The following is an 18,142-nucleotide window of genomic DNA, read 5'->3' on the forward strand; positions in this document are numbered from 1 at the left end:
ACCCTGCCAGTTGAGTTATTATAGCATTAGAAAGAGCCTTATATCCCCATACCTGAAGGTAGGGGCGTGTGCGGCAATTTTTGGTAATCATGGAGGAAAGCCGTGACCAGCACAACTGACGTATTAAGGCAATCTGTCGTGGTGTTTTCAAAAAATTATCTACCAATGAGCCGGATCGATATTAAACGAGCGATCGCGCTGTTAGTGACTGGTAAAGCGGAACCTCTAGATACCTCTAAAACAGCCCCGGGATGGTTCGTCCGTTCTCCTAGCGTTGTGCTGCACGTCCCCGAACAAATTCGTTTGACGATGGCAGGTAATGAACGACTTTGGAAAGTGCCACCTGTTAACCGTAGAGAAATTCTGCGTCGAGATCATCACAAATGTCAGTATTGCGGAAGCACCAAACGTTTAACCATTGACCACGTTCTTCCCCGTTCCAAGGGTGGAACCCATACTTGGGATAACGTTGTGACAGCCTGCGAACGATGCAACTCGCTCAAAGGCGATCGCACCCCAGAAGAAGCCAAAATGCCGCTCCGCACTCCAAAGGCACCCTTACATCCGGTTGTTGCCTTCGCTGAACAGTTCTGGCGCGATCACCCACTTGAATAATTGTCATTTGTTAAGCCCTATCTGTCGGTTTTTATCCAGCGCATAACTAACAAATGACGAGCTATATGTAGAAACAGGCAGTGAAAGGGGACAAAATTACCAATGTTAAAGTTAACCTACACTGAAACCGCTTTTCACATGGAGCGTCTGACTCAATCTCCCGAGCAGCTTGTCTCGCTGCGAGTTCGGTTGGCGATGCGAGTCGGTCAAAGCATTCTGGTTGAACCAAGTTCTGCTGCTTTTCTGCTTCCCCGTCATTTGCCTATGTTGCCAATGTTNGTAGAAACAGGCAGTGAAAGGGGACAAAATTACCAATGTTAAAGTTAACCTACACTGAAACCGCTTTTCACATGGAGCGTCTGACTCAATCTCCCGAGCAGCTTGTCTCGCTGCGAGTTCGGTTGGCGATGCGAGTCGGTCAAAGCATTCTGGTTGAACCAAGTTCTGCTGCTTTTCTGCTTCCCCGTCATTTGCCTATGTTGCCAATGTTAGAGGATGCTTTATCAAAACATAACTCCGATGCGATCGCTGTGTGTGTCGCGGATGCGGAGTCTGTTGAAGTTAGTTTGACTGGAACTTGGATCACCACTGATCCAGACGAAGAAAATGGTATATTCATCACGCTTTTGGATGAATACACAGAATATTTGCTGTTTACATTGTGGCAAGAAGCCTACATCGGTGCATCTTTTACAGTCAACAGTGATTAGTAATCAGTAACCAGGTTTTACAGTTTACAGTAGGGGCAATTGATGAATTGCCTCTACCATTGTTAACCCTAAATCAATAATTCTTCTAATTGATGTTGGTTCCAAAGGGATTGATATAATCCTTTTTGTTGTACCAATTGCTCGTGAGTTCCTTCTTGAACAATTCTTCCTTGATCCATCACTAAAATGCGATTTGCTTTGGCTGCGGCTGACATTTGATGCGAAATAAACACAACTGTTTTTCGTTGGGTTCCTGTCGTTAAATTCTGCAAAATTTCCGTCGCCGTTTGATTATCAACACTCGAAAGTGCATCGTCCAAAATTAACACGGGAGCATCTACCAATAAAGCCCGAGCCAAAGCCGTTCGTTGCCGTTGTCCGCCTGAAAGGGTAATTCCTCGTTCTCCAACAATCGTATCATATTGTTGTGGAAAATTGATAATTTCGCCGTAAATTTTAGCCGTTTTTGCTGCGGATTCAATTTCTGAAAAATCCGCTAGAGGGTTTCCATAGCGAATATTTTCTCGAATCGTTGTACTAAACAAAAAGCTTTCTTGGGGAACATAAGCAATTGTATTTCGCAACTCGGAAAGTCTTAACTGGGTAATATCTTGACCATCGAGAAAAACACAGTCAATGTCAATATCCAATAAACGAGGTAAAGCATTAGCTAGGGTTGATTTCCCTGAACCAATTGCCCCCACAATTGCCACCATTTCACCAGGTTTTATGGTAAAATTAACCTGATCTAAAGCCGGTATTTTACTTCCGGGATAAGTGTAACTCAGATTTGTAGCACTCAGCCAACCTTGAACGGGAGTTGATAAAGGAATGGGATCAAAATGATCGTGAATTTTAGGTTTGACACTCAAAATCGCTTCAATCCGATCAATACTCACTTCTCCCCGTTGATAAGCGGTAATTGTAAACCCAAGTAACGCCGTCGGAAAGACTAATCGTTCGATATACAGAACTAACGCAACAAAATCTCCGACATTTAACTCGCCTTTAGCAATCACTTGATCTCCCACTGCCAGGAGAATTAATAAACTTAAACTGGCTAATCCCCCTAAAACCGGAAACAAAAAATTACGGGTTTTTGCTAAACTCAAATTAGCGGCAAACAAATTATAATTATACCGTTCAAACGCTCGCTGTTCGTTTTCTTCTTGAGCATAGATTTTAATTAAAGAAATCCCGCTCATATCTTCCTGAAGCAAGTCGCTGATATTTGATAACTTCTCCTGCACCTCCATCTGTTGATCCCGCAGTTTGTCACTAAAAACCTGCACTAAAATCAACATCACGGGATAAACAGAAATTGATAACAGCGTCAATCTGACATTAATGAGTAACATGACAGGTAGAGTTAAAGCATAAGCAAATAGCGTATTTGCCAAGCTCAAAATCGCAAACCCTAACAAACGACGAATATTATCAACATCACTGGTGGCTCGGTTAATTAAGTCTCCAATTCGACTATTAGAAAAATAAGCAGGTTCCAGGGTTAACAGATGTTCAAAAATATTTTGTTTGAGGTCATATTCAACTTGTCTTCCCACTCCAAAAATTAAGATGCGAGAAACCATCCGAATTACCCACATCAGAGAAGCGAGTCCAAAAATTAAGAAGACTAGACCGATAATTTTACGGAGATCAATCGCATTTTCTAAGTCATTAATACCATTGCGAATTAACAGGGGAATANCCCACTCCAAAAATTAAGATGCGAGAAACCATCCGAATTACCCACATCAGAGAAGCGAGTCCAAAAATTAAGAAGACTAGACCGATAATTTTACGGAGATCAATCGCATTTTCTAAGTCATTAATACCATTGCGAATTAACAGGGGAATATAAACTCCTAAACCGTTAACAAGTAATAGAGTAAAAATTCCAAGCAGCGATTGTTTCCAATGCGGTCGAATGTAACTTGCTAGTTTTTGCAGTCTTGAATAAGCCATGTTAAAAACTTCAACGTTTATTCATTAAAAAGGGATTTACCCTAGCAAGCGAGAGGCTTGCACTACCCATAAATTGTACAAAAATTTACCCGCTTCAAGTTCACAACTCCTTCAATATTTGCTATATTAACAAAATAGCTACTCTGCACTGTGAGTTGAACGTTCAGGAAAAAGCTGACAAGATCGAGAGGTCGGTTGGTTCACTTCCAACAAACGAGAGGTGATCAATCGATTCATCCACCCTTCTAAATAAATACGGTTCGCTTGTTGTTGTTGGGAATCAGTGCTATTGAGTGGATAAGGTGCTAATCCTTGTATTGTTGCGGTTGTCACACAATACATTGACTTTTGAAAACTCTGACAAATTTGCACCCGTAAATCATCTTCTCCTCGACAACTTGTACGGTAAATCTCGTGTAAATAATCGGGTAAATAGTGAATCATATCTTGCATTAATTGCGTCGGCGGAATTCCTGAACCGCCAATCGGAAGGGGATCAGCGTATAATGCACCGTAGGTAAACTCTTTTTGTTCGGTGGGAATTTGATGGACTTGAGCATTATAAGAAACGACACCTTGAAACGGTGTTCCTCGGAAGAAAACTGCTTCTACATAGGGAATGGCTGTGTCTGCTAAAAAGGTTAATCCGACAGAATCGGGGATGATATCATAAACGCGATCGCGAAGTTTTACTTTGTAAGTAATCGGTTGATTTGCAGCAGCAACTAAACCCTTTAAAATATGCTCAACCACGTGAGGAATTGATGTAATTTCACCTTGATCGTAGCGATCAGAAAGTTCGATAAACATATCGCTCATTACGCGCCAAAATTGACCTAAAGCACTGTAATAGGACAGTTGACGAATAGATTCGGGAAGAAAATCAGGAAACAGTTTATTGACTCCTAAAATCAACCCATTATTTTTAAACCTTGCTTGAATGGCTGTATTAGCAAGCTGCTTAAATTCAGGAGAATCTAAATAAGCATCTAATCCGCCGCCCCCATGCCAGAGCATGGCTTTCATACAATATTCAGCATACTCATAGTTAATCCGATCATGCCACCAATGCTGTAACAATTTTGACAGCGTAATTTCTCCATTGAAATATTTAAAAAAGGGAAAGAATACAAGAAATTGATTTTCAGCAATGTAAATTAGATTACGAGAGTACGCATCCAAAACCACGCCATAGCTTTTAAGAATGCCAACAACTTCGACCACATTTTCCGGGTAGTCAGGCAGGAGGGCATCACCAGCTTGCAGTCGTTGGATAAATTCTTCGAGTGGATGAAGAGTAGGTTGAGATGTGGTACTGCTCATAAGTTGGTTATTTGTTGGTTTGTTTGTGATTATTGGTAGGTCGTTTGATGACGACTGTTTAGGGGACTGAACTTCAGAAATATTGCAGCCAGTCCTCTATATTTTAATTATTATTTCAACCGATTTGTTGGGGAAGCATGGGCAACGGTAGCAGAAAGATTCACTAAAGCAGTGGTTGTCGTTTCACTTAAGTTAAGAAGTAAACTGGGTTGAATTCCCAAGATTGTAATAATCATAGCCAGAACCATAGCGGGAATGCGATCGCGCCATTGAACTTGTGGCAGATTGACAACCCAATCTGATAAACGTCCGAAAAAGACGCGGTTGATCATAATCAGGAAATACACCGAAGTTAAACCCGTTCCAATCATGCACAATAACGTTTGTACAGGAAACACTTCAATACTGCCGCGAAACACAATAAACTCAGAAATAAATCCAACTAAACCGGGAATTCCTGAACTTGCCATCACCGCTAGAATCATCAAACTGCCAATTAAAGGCAAACCTCGTTCCGGGTTCAACAGTCCACGCAACACATTCAAATCCCGACTTCCTGACTTTTTATAAACCACACCCACCAATAAAAACAGTAACCCCGAAATCAAACCATGACTCACCATTTGTACAACAGATCCGAGTAAACTCAAAGGCGTAGCAGCAGCGAATGCTAGCAGAATATAACCCATGTGAGCAATCGAACTATAAGCAACCATTTTCTTCATATCCGTTTGATAAATGGCGCAAAAAGCCCCATACAATACGCTGACAACCGCCCAACTCGCCATCCAAGGAGCGACAATTTGCCAAGCCTCGGGAAATAATCCCACCCCAAACCGTAATAAACCGTAGGTTCCTAACTTGAGTAAAACTCCAGCTAATAAGACAGAAATCGGTGTGGAAGCTTCAACGTGGGCGTCGGGTAGCCAAGTATGGAAAGGAACCAACGGAATTTTAATGCCAAACCCGACAACAATTCCAGTCAGTAAAATTAATTGCGTGCTAATCGGTAAAGTGGCAATTCCTAAAGATCCAGAACTCAGTATTGCTAAATCAAAATTGGGGGCGGAAGTCAGGAAAACAATTCCTAAAAAAGAAGCTAACACGAGAATACCGGAAACCGCCGTGTAAATTAAAAATTTAGTCGCGGCATAACCCCGTCGTTTACCACCCCAAATCGCAATTAACAAATAAAGCGGGATGAGTTCAAGTTCGTAAAACAGTAAAAATAGCAGCAGATTTTGAGCTAAAAATGTTCCAGCGATACCAGAAGCAATGAACAAAATGAGAATATAGTAGAGTCGATGACGACTAATATTGCTGTCTGTACTCCAAATCGCAGCGCTAGTTAAAAGACCATTGAGAATAATCAAAGGCAATGACAAACCATCCAGCCCCAAATAGTAATTTAATCCCAAGGGTTCAATCCAAGGGATAAACTCACTCATCTGCAAGTCCGCAAAATCAGGGTTAAACAGACGGGCTAAAATCAGCGACCAAACAAACAAACTTCCGGCGCTCAAAAAGGCAACTTGACGGGCTTGTTTAGCAGTAAGCTGTGGCCAAAGTCCAATGATTGCAGCACCAATAATCGGTATCCAAATGAAAACACTTAACATGGAATATTTGTAATGTTTTGTTGGTAATTGGGTGGAAAAATAGAGGGAAAAAGAGTGAGAATGGCGTCAAAAATCAGCAAAGCGTTCAATTGCAAATCTCTAAAATTGCCACAACATCAAAATGATCAGCAAACCCACTCCGATGGTAATGGTCAGAACATAAAATTGAGACTGACCCGAAATACTATATTTTAAGCCNCACTTAACATGGAATATTTGTAATGTTTTGTTGGTAATTGGGTGGAAAAATAGAGGGAAAAAGAGTGAGAATGGCGTCAAAAATCAGCAAAGCGTTCAATTGCAAATCTCTAAAATTGCCACAACATCAAAATGATCAGCAAACCCACTCCGATGGTAATGGTCAGAACATAAAATTGAGACTGACCCGAAATACTATATTTTAAGCCTTCACTACTTCCCAATGTGGCTAAACCCAAAGCGTTGACTACTCCATCGATAATATAGCGATCAACCCAAGCGCTAATTGCTGAAAGACGACTCACCAAAAAGACAACCGTGACATCGTAGAGTCGATCAATATAAAAGTCATAGGCTAACAGTTCTTGTACCGATTTCCAGGGTAGGCGAACAGGCCTTTCCACAACACCATAGAGATATATTGCCCCTCCCACTGCAACCCCAATCAAACCGGATATCCAGAGTAAAGGAACTGCCGTTTGATGAATCAGTTCAGTGATTCCAGAAGCGGGAATATCCCGTAAGGGTGCTGACCAACTCAGGAGTAATTGCCACTGTTGCAACATCAACGGGATCAGCAAAGTGACAATCGTCATGGAAACCATCGGTACCGCCATCTGCCAGGGAACTTCCGGTGTACGCCTGGTTTTGGGTTGGGGTTCACCCGTAAAGATTAAACCAAAAACTCGGGTTAAGTTCAGCGCTGTTAAGCCGTTCACCAGCAGCAAAATGAAAACTAACCACCAGGGCGCTTCCCAAAACCCACTCACCCAACGCCGCATCGTCCAAAATGTTCCCAAGGGTAGCACCGCAACCATTCCACTCGCACCGACGAGGTAAGCGGTTGTTGTCGCAGGCATCCGTGACCAGAGTCCCCCCATTTCAGTCATGTCTTGGGTACTGGTAGTCAGAATAATTGATCCGACGCTCATAAACAGCAAGGCTTTGGCAAGGGCATGAGTCAGCAGCAATAATAAGGCAATATCAACCTGTTTGAGTCCGACTGCGATGAAGACTAACCCCAGGTATGCGCTTGTAGAATGAGACAGGGCGCGTTTGATGTCAATTTGAGCGATCGCCACTAAACTCGCCCCAATAGCCGTAGCGCTTCCGAGCGCGATCAGAACGCCGTCGGTAATCGGTGAAAGGGCTAAAACGGGTTGCAGTTTGATCAGCACAAAAGCTCCGGCGGAAACGACAACGGAGTTTCGCATAATAGAGGCGGGGTTAGGGCCTTCCATTGCTTCATCGAGCCACAAGTGCAAGGGAAATTGGGCGCATTTTCCAATGGGGCCTGCAATTAGACCCAAACCGAGTAGAGTCGCTGTCAGGGGTTTTAATTCGGCAGTTTCAGCCCAAATTTCTAAGTCGGAGAAGCTTAAACTCCCGGATAATGCGGATAAGGCGACGACTCCCATCAAGAGCAACACATCTCCAACTCGCTTGGTGAGAAAGGCGTCTCGGGCTGCGGTTACGACTAACGGTTGAGCATACCAGAATCCCACCAATAGATAGGTTGACAGGGTGAGCATTTCTAGCAACCCATAGGTGAGAAACATTGAATCACTTAAGGCAATCCCACTGATCGCCGCTTCAAAAAAGCCCAATAGGGTATAAAACCTCGCGATCGCCCAGTCTTTTTCCATGTATCCCAAGGCATAGAATTGAGCGACTAAACTCAATCCTGCCACTAATTCCATCGCTCCCACACTGACGGGGGAGATTTCGATAACAAAGGATATATCTAAGTCAGGGGCGGTTAACCACGAATAGGTTAGGTTTAAGGCGGGATGATTCCAAGTGATTCTAAACAGCAGTGAGCCGTGAATGAAGGCTAAGAGGGTCATCAATAAATTAATGTAGGCGGCAGGTCTTGGCCCTGTACGTCGGACTAGCCCCATTGCCCAAGGCAGGGTCAAAATCGCCCCGATCAATCCATAGAATGGTATACACCAACTCGTTTGTAGAAGGAACTGACTCATTGATAATGTTTCCGGAAATGGCTCCTATAATAGACTTTTTTAATGCTGATTATTTAATTTAATAATTCTCTCATCACTTGGGGTGTTCGTCTATACTCTCCTTCAAATCGACGCCATTGGAGTCGTCGGCATTCAAAAACAGATCAAGAAAAATCCTGACTTCAATTTCAGTCGGGGGTGAGTATTCCTCGGGCAGCAATCTCAGCAATTTGGGTAAAATGAACTTGAGAATCTCTCTCTCTTGTCATCTCTTACCCTATCCAATTCTTAAATCTTTTCAGGGTATTAATGAATGAATTGGAAGACTCTGGTATGGGATTAATTATATCCCTATCAATTTGATATAAACTTGATAAAAATGGAGTCAACATCATGCAGCCTGTAACTCGAATAGAATTTATTTCTGATGCTGTGGAAATGCACAAAATTTTGGATAGTTTGGATCGAGTCGGTGTCTCGAATTATACTGTCCTGCCCAACGTCCTCGGCAAAAGTCGGCAAGGTGAAGTCTTTGATGATATGGCAGTGACGGGTTTGGGAGGTCAGGTTTATATTATTTCCTATTGTCTCCCCGAGCAAGTCAAGACGGTTGTTGAAGAGATTCGACCTATCCTCAATAAGTTTGGCGGTTCTTGTTATATCTGTGATGCGATGGAAGTCCGTTCGGTTAAGTGTATTTCTTCCCTCTAACACCCAATTTATTGAATCTCTAGCCCGTCTTTTCGGTTAACATCTAGACGGGTTAGTGTTAAATTAGTTGCTCGCTCTAAAGCCAAAATTGATTGATAATTCCCAGATAAATGGGAATGCCAACAATAATGTTGAAGGGGAATGTTAAAGCCAATGCCATTGAAATATACAAACTGGGGTTAGCTTCAGGAACCGACATTCGCATCGCGGCTGGAACGGCTATATAAGAGGCACTGGCACACAACACCGCAAATAATAAAGCGTTGCCTTTTGACATTCCAATTAAAGCGGCTATTAAAATCCCTACAATCGCGTTAAAAACGGGCATGAAAATCGAAAATCCTATTAAAAATGAGCCGCTTTTTTTCAAGTCTTGAATTCGACGAGCCGCCACCAGTCCCATGTCCAACAAGAAAAAGGTTAAAACGCCGTAAAATAGCTCTCCTGTAAAGGGTTCGAGACTTTCCCAACCTTGTTGACTGGTGACAATTCCCACGAACAAGCTGCCGACTAATAAGAAGACTGAACCGTTTAAGCAAGCTTCTCGTAAGACTTCGGAAACGGATAATTTTTCCTCGTTTTCTGAACGATTTGCGAACAGTTGAACTAGAAGCAGTCCGATGATAATAGCGGGAGATTCCATTAAGGCTAATGCCGCCACCATATGACCACCAAAATCAATTCCCAGTCGGCTTAAAAAGGAACTCGCGGTCACAAAAGTAACAGCACTAATGGAACCATAGGCGGCTGCAATTGCGGCGGAATTATAAATATCCAGTTTGAGTTTGAGAATAAAAAAGGAGTAAATGGGAACGATAGCAGCAACAATGATAGCGGCGAGTAAGGTGAGAGTAATTTCAGCATTGAGACCGCTTTCATGGATTTCATGTCCTCCTTTAAATCCAATTGCAAATAATAAATAAAGCGAAAAAAGTTTGGGGATGGGTTGGGGAATTTCTAAGTCTGATTTGAGAAAAACGGCACTCATCCCGATGAAAAAAAATAGGACGGGTGGATTGAGAATATTAGAAAGGATCAGACTTGCATTCATGGGCTATATAGATAAAAAAAACGGACTACCCACTTCAGCAATCCGATTGTTTTGAATATCAGTTTAACTGAAACTGTTCTGACAATCGACCTTGCTAAAATTAGGTATTTTTACTACTTTTTTCTGTAAAAGTTAAAAAGTGTGAATAAACAATAAGTATATAAACAGCTCTTTGATTTTTACAAATCTACCATAAGAAACTCGACTCTGACAATGCAATTGTTCGAGAAGTTTTGTAATGAATCAAGTTGTTTAATTAAGTAATATATAGTTTGTAACGAAATTTGATGTAAATTTCAACAAAACTTCTTGACAGTTGTGATCAGTTGTTAGTCAAACAGAAATCAAAGGGATAAAATTTAGAAGTCGGGGTTGATCCGATGAACAAGCCAGATGAACTGAATCTAAGCAACTTTGACGAGATCAGTTGCCGAACTTCCTCAACTTTGAGAATCAAGTCGGGGTTTGAGGCAGTCACAGTTATGCTCATCTGAAAGTTGGGTCGAAGTAAACTTTTTTAATAAAATATTAATTTTTGTTACGCATTAACGATTTTAATTAACTTCATCAGCAAGAATAATAGAGATTTATATTGTCAAGGAAGACACAATTCTCCTATTCTATTAATCAGGGAGAAAGGTAAGAAGGGTTCTAGAAGCGAAAAATCGCAATTCTGGTTGTCATTCTACCGATTGGTCTAAAAATTTTACGCAGTTTGTGCTGCTTTTGTGTTCATTAGGAGTTAAACGATGTCAATCGCTGTTGGGATGATTGAAACCATAGGTTTTCCAGCCGTTGTAGAAGCGGCTGACTCAATGGTGAAAGCCGCCCGAGTCACCTTAGTTGGGTATGAAAAAATTGGAAGTGGTCGCGTAACCGTAATTGTTAGAGGCGATGTGTCTGAAGTTCAAGCCTCCGTTGCGGCGGGAATTGAGGCGGTAAAGCGCGTCAACGGCGGTGAAGTGTCATCAACCCACATTATTGCTCGTCCCCACGAAAACTTGGAATACGTTCTGCCCATCCGTTATACCGATGCAGTGGAACAGTTCCGGGCTTACTAAAATCATCATGCAGTTCAGATTCATCTGGACTCGCTTCACTCATCAGTCGTACAAGGCTCACCAGCAAGAGGCAAGCAGCAAGCAATGTCGCGGAAATTCCTCAAAGGAAACTGGTTAGTGAGTCAGTCTTGTACGACCTCAAAGTGTGTTCATTGAATTGTCAGATCAGGAGTTAAGTATGGCCATTGCAGTTGGCATGATTGAAACCTTGGGGTTTCCGGCTGTGGTAGAAGCAGCCGATTCGATGGTAAAAGCAGCTCGCGTTACTCTCGTGGGATATGAGAAAATCGGGAGTGGACGAGTAACGGTAATTGTGCGAGGAGATGTTTCAGAAGTACAAGCTTCTGTCTCAGCCGCCATGGAGACGGTGCGTCGAGTCCATGGGGGTCAAGTGCTATCGACTCATATTATTGCTCGTCCCCATGAAAATTTAGAGTACGTTCTGCCCATTCGTTATACCGAAGCCGTAGAACAATTCCGCGAAAGTGTCAGTGGAATTCGCTCACTCAACCGTCCCTAAAGACAAGTCAGTTTTAGAAAAACAGATAGGGAAAAGACCAGCAACTGATGATTCTGGTCAGCGAAGAGTTCGACAGTCGATTCTACTGTATTTTCCATTTAGACCTCGCACCAGCAGAGTCTAAATCTGATTGAACAGCAAAATCGCACAATTGCTGAACTCTTAACCTTTCTGGGTTGACGAGCTAATCATTTCCAAACTCACAAAATCGCACCTAAACCCGAAAAACCCATGAAAATTGCCAGAGTCATTGGCACCGTCGTCAGTACCCAAAAAGAGCCGAGTTTGAGAGGTTCAAAATTTCTACTGTTGCAATTCATTGATGAAACCGGAGAAACTCTCCCCGAATATGAAGTTGCCCTAGATTACGTCGGCGCAGGTTTTGACGAGTGGGTTCTCGTGACGAAAGGAAGTGCAGCTCGTCAAGTTCCCGGAAGCGAAACTCGTCCTAGTGACGCGGCTGTAGTAGCAATTATAGATACCATTACAGCGGGAAATCGTTCGCTCTACAGCAAAAAAGATCAGGAACGTTAGTCTCAACCTTGAGGCAAAATTCCTGAGCCATTCCACAACAAACAACAGAAAACTCATAAAGATTGATTAGGAGAAATTCAATTATGGCAGTCCGTAGTATAGCGGCTCCTCCCACACCCTGGTCAAAAAACTTAGCCGAGCCGAAAATCGATTCTACAGCCTACGTTCACTCCTTTTCTAACATCATTGGAGATGTGCGAATTGGAGCGAATGTTTTGGTTGCACCTGGAACCTCCATCCGCGCTGATGAGGGATTCCCCTTTTATATCGGCGAAAACTCCAACATCCAAGATGGAGTGGTCATTCATGGCTTAGAAGAAGGCCGAGTTAAAGGAGATGATGGTCAATCCTACTCCGTTTGGATTGGGAAAAATACCTCCATCACCCATATGTCCTTGATTCACGGCCCCGCCTATGTGGGAAATAACTGCTTCATCGGCTTCCGTTCCACCGTGTTTAACGCCCGAGTTGGAGATGGTTGCATTATCATGATGCACACCCTGATTCAAGATGTCGAAATTCCCTCGGGTAAATATGTCCCTTCCGGGGCAATAATCACCAACCAACAACAGGCTGATCGCTTACCCGATGTTAACGACGCTGATCTGAAGTTCTCCACTCATGTCATCGGAGTCAATCAAGCGCTAAAAGCGGGTTATAAATGCTCGGAAAATGCCGCTTGTCTGACGGGTATTCGCAACGAAGTTAGCCCTTCCGCCAGCAACGGCGGTGGACGCGATCGCTCCTATGCCTATGCGAGTAGCGGTAGCCTCGATGCCAGCATTGTCGCACAGGTGAATCAACTGTTAGCTCAAGGCTACAAAATCGGCAGCGAACACGCCGACAAACGCCGCTTCCGCACCAGTTCTTGGCGCAGTTGCACCCCCATTGATTCTAACAACTCCAAAGACGTGATGGCAGCGCTTGAAGCCTGCTTACAAGAACATCAAGGGGAATATGTTCGTTTGTTGGGGATTGATCCTCAAGCCAAGCGTCGAGTCTTTGAGGAAATTATTCAACGTCCTGACGGCATCGTACAAAAATCCTCAAACGCTCAAGTATCAGCACCTGCATTCAGAGCTTCTGCGCCGAGTCCGGCGAGTGCCTCCGTTGCCAGCAGCATGAGTTCTAGCCTGAGCGAACAAATCAGTCAATTGTTAGCTCAAGGTTGCAAGATTGGTCTGGAAAGTGCCGATAAACGCCGCTTCCGTACCAGTTCTTGGAACAGTGGCCCCTCAATTGAATCGACTCGGGTTGCTGATGTGGTCGCACAAGTTGAAGCTTTTGTCAGTGAACATTCGGGAGAATACGTGCGGTTAATTGGGATTGATCCCAAAGCCAAACGTCGCGTGGTTGAAGAAATTATTCAACGTCCCGATGGCCCTGCCCCGTCTGCGCCTCAATCAACCATTGCACCGACTGCTCGCCCTGTTGCTTCTCAGCCTGCGGCTTCCGTCAGTTCATCCAATGGGGGTGGTGTCAATTCAGAATTGATCACATCCGTTCGCAGCTTACTCGCTCAAGGCTACAAAATCGGGACTGAACACGCCGACAAACGCCGCTTCCGCACAGGCTCTTGGCACAGTTGCGCTCCCATTGAGTCAACCCGTGATTCTGAGGTGATTGCTGCTTTAGAAGGCTGCATGAAAGAACATAGCGGTGAGTATGTTCGGATGATTGGCATTGACCCCAAAGCCAAGCGTCGGGTGATGGAAGAGATTATCCAAAAACCGAACTGACTCAACTCAGCCTTGATATCTCTAGAGGTTCACACTCAATGTATAGGTCGCCACCGCAACTCCTGAACAATGCTTCTGTTTTCGTGAGTGGCGATGTTACCATCGACCCCAGTGTGGCGATCGCACCTGGAGTCATTCTCCAAGCTGATCCAGACAGTCAAATTGTGATTGCCACTGGGGTTTGTATTGGTATGGGAGTCATTGTCCATGCTCATCAGGGCCGGATAGAAGTTGAAGCTGGAGCAACGATTGGTGCAGGGGTTTTAGTCGTGGGTGATGGAACAATTGGGGCGAAAGCAAGTATCGGAGCCGAAGCAACTCTGCTCAATCCTGCGATCGCTGCCAAACAGGTTGTAGCCGCAGGTACAATTATCGGGGATGAATCTCGTTCCGTCACGCTCTCTCCATCATCTGAGGAGAACAGTGATTCTGGCTCAGTGGAGGAATCCCCCATTGATCACGAGGAACATTCACAGTCAGGGAAACCTTCAGAAGTGTCGCCCGAAACATCGTCTACTTTAGACACCAAGGCGGCGACGGCTGTACAGGAATCCTCCAAGCCTCCGGCAACAATTATCTACGGACAAGTTCATTTAAATCACTTGTTAGACACACTGCTTCCGCATCGCAAGTCTCTCAACAATTCCAAACCCAACGATCGCTCTCCCTAAAAAATTAGTAAGATAAGGATAGGGAATTCCAAATTGGGCCTTGGGTTTCGCAGAGTCAGAGAACAGCACTTCGCGCTTATCGGTGAAGGGGTAAAAATAGACAACAGAATCAAGATTTTCCTGCTTTTGTGGACTGTCTCGGTATCCCGATGCCCCTTTGCCCAACTCCCTCGCTCTGAAATCCATAGTCCCCACTCCAACAATCGCCAGCATGGATGCACACCTGCAAAAATTTGTTTCCTCTCAACAGATGAAGCGACCCGAATACCAAGATATGGCTTTGGGTTTAGTTGAAACTCGCAGCTTTCCCGCTATTGTCGGGACGGCTGACATGATGCTGAAATCAGCAGGTGTTCATCTTGTCGGTTATGAAAAAATTGGCAGTGGGTACTGTACTGCCATTGTCCGGGGTCGCATTGCTGATATTCGGTTAGCTGTAGACACCGGAACCGATACTGCTAAACAGTTTAATCAATTTGTTTCGTCTCTGGTGATTGCCCGACCCCTTCCCAACCTAGAATATGTTTTACCGATTAGTGCGCGTTTATCTCAACTGGCTAGCAGTGGCGGTTATAGTCGTCTGAGTAACCGAGCAGTGGGTTTAGTCGAAACACGGGGTTTTCCGGCGATGGTGGGTGCTTGTGATGCGATGCTGAAAGCGGCGGAAGTTTATCTGGCCTCCTATGAAACCATTGGGGAAGCCTTATGTACGGCGATTATTCGGGGTTCTGTGGCGGATGTGGCGGTGGCGGTAGAAGCCGGAATGTTAGAAGCTGAACGCATTGGGGAATTAAACGCTGTGATGGTGATTCCTCGACCCTTAGATGATTTAGAACAAACTTTACCTCTGGCGAGTTGTTGGATAGAAGAAAAACGTCAACCGCTTAAATTCCCTGTGAATGTCAAAGAAACAGAGAAAGAAACGATTAAATTACCTGATTTAAAAGCACTCCCTCAACGCATCGAAGAAGACAATAATTATTTATAATTTAAAATTTGGGAAACGGGAATCAATTCCCTCTATCTAAAGAAATAAATAAATATTCACCCCTTGACCCTCCAGTTGACTGGAGACTGTATCTTGAGAGCATACTTCTGATGGAGTCAAGGTGATGGAAACCATCTATTTGCGACTAAAAGGCATGGGGTGTGCTGCTTGTGCCAATAAAATTGATCGCGTTATTCACGAAATTCCCGGTGTAGCAGACTGTAACGTTAATTTTGGCGCAGAACAAGCCACCGTTCAGTATAATCCGAAACAAACTAATATTAAGACGATTCAAGAAGCGGTTTCTGATGCGGGATATGGCGCGGAACCTCTAGAAAATACTCAAAATAGCCTCGAAGATAGGGATGAAGAAAACCGTCAAATTGCCCAACAATTGAGGCGCAAAGTTATTATTAGTGCGGTTATTAGTAGTATTTTAATTATTGGAAGTTTACCGATGATGACGGGGTTAAATATTCCGTTAATTCCGATGTGGTTACATAACCCTTGGTTGCAGCTTATTTTAACAACTCCGGTAATGTTTTGGTGTGGAAAAACCTTTTTTACAGGCGCGTGGAAAGGGTTAAAACGTCACAGCGCTGACATGAATACTTTAATTGCTATCGGAACAGGTTCGGCTTATCTGTATTCAATTGTTGTGACACTTTTTCCTGGATTTTTTATCAGTCAAGGGTTAAATGCGGATGTGTATTATGAGTCAGCCGCAGTGATTATTACTCTGATTTTACTCGGACAATTACTTGAACATCAAGCCCGAGGAAAAACGTCTGAAGCTATTAGAAAATTGATGGGTTTACAAGCCAAAACAGCAAGGGTTTTCAGAGATGGAAAGGAAGTCGATATTCCGTTAGAAGCCGTTAATGTTGGGGATATTATTGTTGTTCGTCCCGGTGAAAAAATACCCGTTGATGGTGAACTGATAGAAGGAGGTTCAACGATTGATGAATCAATGGTAACAGGGGAAAGTGTACCTGTTGAAAAGCAACCCGGAGATGACATTATTGGCGCGACAATTAATAAAACTGGAAGCTTTAAATTTCGGGCTTCTCGAGTGGGAAAAGATACCGTTTTAGCGCAAATTGTCCAACTGGTACAACAGGCGCAAGGTTCAAAAGCACCCATTCAAAAATTAGCCGATCAAGTAACAGGTTGGTTTGTTCCGGTTGTGATTGCAATCGCTATTTTCACCTTTATTATTTGGTTTAATTTAACGGGTAATTTAACCCTAGCAACGTTAACCAGTGTCGGGGTTTTAATTATTGCTTGTCCTTGCGCGTTAGGATTAGCAACACCCACTTCTGTAATGGTAGGAACGGGATTAGGGGCAGAACACGGTATCTTAATTAAAGGCGCAGAAAGCTTAGAACTCGCTCACAAAATTCAAACGATTATTCTCGATAAAACCGGAACCTTAACCGCAGGAAAACCAACAGTTACTAACTATATTACCACAGGAGGAACCACCAATGATAACGAATTAAAACTCCTACGATTAGTCGCCGCAGTTGAACGTAAATCAGAACATCCTTTAGCCGAAGCGATTGTACAATATGCTGAATCTCAAGGGGTTAATTTTCCCTTACCTGAACCTGAAGACTTTGAAGCCATGACAGGAATGGGAGTTCAAGGTTATGTTTCAGATCGATTTATCCAAATTGGAACGAGTCGCTGGATGGGAGAATTAGACGTTAATATTGAACCCTTAAAACTGTTTCAAGAACAATGGGAAACCGAAGGCAAAACAACTGCTTGGATAGCCGTTGATGGTACAATAGAAGGGGTAATGGGGATTGCTGATACCCTCAAACCCTCTTCAGAAAATGCGATCAAAACCTTAAAAAGAATGGGGTTAGAAGTGGTGATGATTACCGGAGATAATCAAAAAACGGCTGAAGCCATTGCTTCACAAGTGGGAATAGAAAGAGTCTTTGCAGAAGTTCGTCCCGAGCAAAAAGCAGATTTAGTAAAATCCATTCAAAAAGAAAAGAAAAGAAAAGGAGAAAATCATCGAATTGTGGCGATGGTTGGAGATGGAATTAATGACGCACCTGCCCTCGCTCAAGCTGATGTGGGAATTGCCATCGGTACGGGAACAGATGTGGCGATCGCAGCCGGAGATATTACCCTAATTTCTGGAGAATTAACGGGAATTGTCACTGCAATTAAACTGAGTCGTGCCACGCTGAAAAATATTCGCCAAAATCTGTTTTTTGCCTTTATTTATAACACCGCAGGAATTCCCATCGCGGCTGGAATTCTCTATCCGTTCTTTGGCTTGTTACTTAATCCAATTATCGCCGGAGGTGCGATGGCAATGAGTTCAGTTTCTGTGGTGACAAATGCGTTACGTTTGCGGAATTTTAAACTGTCATCCTGATAAAATCTTCCGGTATCAGGTGCGTCAGAAGATATCAAATTTTGTAGGGGCGGGTATTTTCAGTCACCAGTATTGTAG

Annotated in this window: 16 protein-coding genes and 1 pseudogene; 11 read left to right on the forward strand and 6 right to left on the reverse strand. The window is 43.4% G+C overall.

The window, feature by feature from the left end:
• Window positions 1-102: 102 nt before the first annotated feature.
• The 3 genes from WN50_RS18590 (at window position 103) to WN50_RS18600 (ending at window position 1,325) form a co-directional block, all read left to right on the forward strand.
• A complete protein-coding gene (locus WN50_RS18590) occupies window positions 103-615 on the forward strand; it encodes an HNH endonuclease (protein WP_046279164.1) in 513 nt (170 codons plus the stop codon).
• A 102-nt stretch (window positions 616-717) separates the two neighbouring features.
• Window positions 718-893 (forward strand): alr0857 family protein (locus tag WN50_RS37170; protein ID WP_342586769.1); only part of this gene is annotated, 176 nt, incomplete at its 3' end.
• Between the two features lie 36 nt (window positions 894-929).
• Window positions 930-1,325, forward strand: coding sequence for an alr0857 family protein (locus WN50_RS18600; protein WP_046279163.1), 396 nt, complete (start codon window positions 930-932; stop codon window positions 1,323-1,325).
• Between the two features lie 68 nt (window positions 1,326-1,393).
• On the opposite strand, the gene WN50_RS18605 is transcribed toward WN50_RS18600, so the two are convergent.
• From WN50_RS18605 to WN50_RS18620, 5 genes and pseudogenes are all read right to left on the reverse strand, one after another.
• Window positions 1,394-3,031 carry an ABC transporter ATP-binding protein gene (locus tag WN50_RS18605; protein WP_342586768.1) on the reverse strand — a complete coding sequence of 546 codons (1,638 nt, stop codon included), beginning with the start codon at window positions 3,029-3,031 and terminating at the stop codon, window positions 1,394-1,396.
• Between the two features lie 2 nt (window positions 3,032-3,033).
• Window positions 3,034-3,290, reverse strand: a pseudogene (locus tag WN50_RS33470) (ABC transporter ATP-binding protein); the annotation flags it as partial.
• A gap of 138 nt (window positions 3,291-3,428) precedes the next feature.
• Window positions 3,429-4,613, reverse strand: a complete 1,185-nt coding sequence (locus WN50_RS18610; protein ID WP_046279161.1) for a CO2 hydration protein — start codon at window positions 4,611-4,613, stop codon at window positions 3,429-3,431.
• A 110-nt stretch (window positions 4,614-4,723) separates the two neighbouring features.
• A complete protein-coding gene (locus WN50_RS18615; protein WP_046279160.1) occupies window positions 4,724-6,232 on the reverse strand; it encodes an NADH-quinone oxidoreductase subunit M in 1,509 nt (502 codons plus the stop codon).
• Window positions 6,233-6,540: 308 nt separating this feature from the next.
• Window positions 6,541-8,412, reverse strand: coding sequence for an NAD(P)H-quinone oxidoreductase subunit F (locus tag WN50_RS18620; protein ID WP_046279159.1), 1,872 nt, complete (start codon window positions 8,410-8,412; stop codon window positions 6,541-6,543).
• 372 nt (window positions 8,413-8,784) lie between these two features.
• Between WN50_RS18620 and WN50_RS18625 the strand changes: the two genes are divergently transcribed.
• The gene (locus WN50_RS18625; RefSeq protein WP_046279158.1) at window positions 8,785-9,102 is read left to right on the forward strand and encodes a P-II family nitrogen regulator; all 318 of its coding nucleotides are present in this window, start codon (window positions 8,785-8,787) and stop codon (window positions 9,100-9,102) included.
• Window positions 9,103-9,178: 76 nt separating this feature from the next.
• Here the strand turns inward: WN50_RS18625 and WN50_RS18630 are convergent, their stop codons facing one another.
• Window positions 9,179-10,153, reverse strand: coding sequence for a sodium-dependent bicarbonate transport family permease (locus WN50_RS18630; protein ID WP_046279157.1), 975 nt, complete (start codon window positions 10,151-10,153; stop codon window positions 9,179-9,181).
• A gap of 749 nt (window positions 10,154-10,902) precedes the next feature.
• Here WN50_RS18630 and WN50_RS18635 point away from each other — a divergent pair.
• From WN50_RS18635 to WN50_RS18665, 7 genes are all read left to right on the forward strand, one after another.
• The gene (locus WN50_RS18635) at window positions 10,903-11,214 is read left to right on the forward strand and encodes a carbon dioxide-concentrating mechanism protein CcmK (protein WP_009785181.1); all 312 of its coding nucleotides are present in this window, start codon (window positions 10,903-10,905) and stop codon (window positions 11,212-11,214) included.
• Window positions 11,215-11,392: 178 nt separating this feature from the next.
• Window positions 11,393-11,734 (forward strand): carbon dioxide-concentrating mechanism protein CcmK, encoded by a 342-nt coding sequence (locus WN50_RS18640; protein ID WP_046278580.1) that lies wholly within the window; start codon window positions 11,393-11,395, stop codon window positions 11,732-11,734.
• Window positions 11,735-11,965: 231 nt separating this feature from the next.
• Entirely contained in the window at window positions 11,966-12,268 is a 303-nt protein-coding gene (gene ccmL / locus WN50_RS18645) for a beta-carboxysome shell vertex protein CcmL (RefSeq protein WP_046278581.1), read from the forward strand.
• Window positions 12,269-12,351: 83 nt separating this feature from the next.
• Window positions 12,352-14,007 (forward strand): beta-carboxysome scaffolding protein CcmM, encoded by a 1,656-nt coding sequence (gene ccmM, locus WN50_RS18650; protein ID WP_046278582.1) that lies wholly within the window; start codon window positions 12,352-12,354, stop codon window positions 14,005-14,007.
• 38 nt (window positions 14,008-14,045) lie between these two features.
• Window positions 14,046-14,678 carry a beta-carboxysome scaffolding protein CcmN gene (gene ccmN / locus WN50_RS18655; RefSeq protein WP_046278583.1) on the forward strand — a complete coding sequence of 211 codons (633 nt, stop codon included), beginning with the start codon at window positions 14,046-14,048 and terminating at the stop codon, window positions 14,676-14,678.
• Window positions 14,679-14,889: 211 nt separating this feature from the next.
• Complete coding sequence (ccmO, locus tag WN50_RS18660; protein ID WP_046278584.1) at window positions 14,890-15,666, forward strand: beta-carboxysome assembly protein CcmO; 777 nt, start codon at window positions 14,890-14,892, stop codon at window positions 15,664-15,666.
• 124 nt (window positions 15,667-15,790) lie between these two features.
• The gene (locus tag WN50_RS18665; protein WP_046278585.1) at window positions 15,791-18,064 is read left to right on the forward strand and encodes a heavy metal translocating P-type ATPase; all 2,274 of its coding nucleotides are present in this window, start codon (window positions 15,791-15,793) and stop codon (window positions 18,062-18,064) included.
• Window positions 18,065-18,142 lie beyond the last annotated feature (78 nt).

The organism is Limnoraphis robusta CS-951, from assembly GCF_000972705.2.

What these genes read in the sequence shown, in the direction of transcription:
- WN50_RS18620 (WP_046279159.1), bottom strand. Translation starts at nt 8,412, where the DNA reads ATGAGTCAGTTCCTTCTACAAACGAGTTGGTGTATACCATTCTATGGA.
- ccmO (WP_046278584.1), top strand. Translation starts at nt 14,890, where the DNA reads ATGGATGCACACCTGCAAAAATTTGTTTCCTCTCAACAGATGAAGCGA.
- WN50_RS18625 (WP_046279158.1), top strand. Translation starts at nt 8,785, where the DNA reads ATGCAGCCTGTAACTCGAATAGAATTTATTTCTGATGCTGTGGAAATG.
- WN50_RS18600 (WP_046279163.1), top strand. Translation starts at nt 930, where the DNA reads ATGTTAAAGTTAACCTACACTGAAACCGCTTTTCACATGGAGCGTCTG.
- ccmL (WP_046278581.1), top strand. Translation starts at nt 11,966, where the DNA reads ATGAAAATTGCCAGAGTCATTGGCACCGTCGTCAGTACCCAAAAAGAG.
- ccmM (WP_046278582.1), top strand. Translation starts at nt 12,352, where the DNA reads ATGGCAGTCCGTAGTATAGCGGCTCCTCCCACACCCTGGTCAAAAAAC.
- WN50_RS18630 (WP_046279157.1), bottom strand. Translation starts at nt 10,153, where the DNA reads ATGAATGCAAGTCTGATCCTTTCTAATATTCTCAATCCACCCGTCCTA.
- WN50_RS18615 (WP_046279160.1), bottom strand. Translation starts at nt 6,232, where the DNA reads ATGTTAAGTGTTTTCATTTGGATACCGATTATTGGTGCTGCAATCATT.
- WN50_RS18610 (WP_046279161.1), bottom strand. Translation starts at nt 4,613, where the DNA reads ATGAGCAGTACCACATCTCAACCTACTCTTCATCCACTCGAAGAATTT.
- ccmN (WP_046278583.1), top strand. Translation starts at nt 14,046, where the DNA reads ATGTATAGGTCGCCACCGCAACTCCTGAACAATGCTTCTGTTTTCGTG.
- WN50_RS18640 (WP_046278580.1), top strand. Translation starts at nt 11,393, where the DNA reads ATGGCCATTGCAGTTGGCATGATTGAAACCTTGGGGTTTCCGGCTGTG.
- WN50_RS18665 (WP_046278585.1), top strand. Translation starts at nt 15,791, where the DNA reads ATGGAAACCATCTATTTGCGACTAAAAGGCATGGGGTGTGCTGCTTGT.
- WN50_RS18635 (WP_009785181.1), top strand. Translation starts at nt 10,903, where the DNA reads ATGTCAATCGCTGTTGGGATGATTGAAACCATAGGTTTTCCAGCCGTT.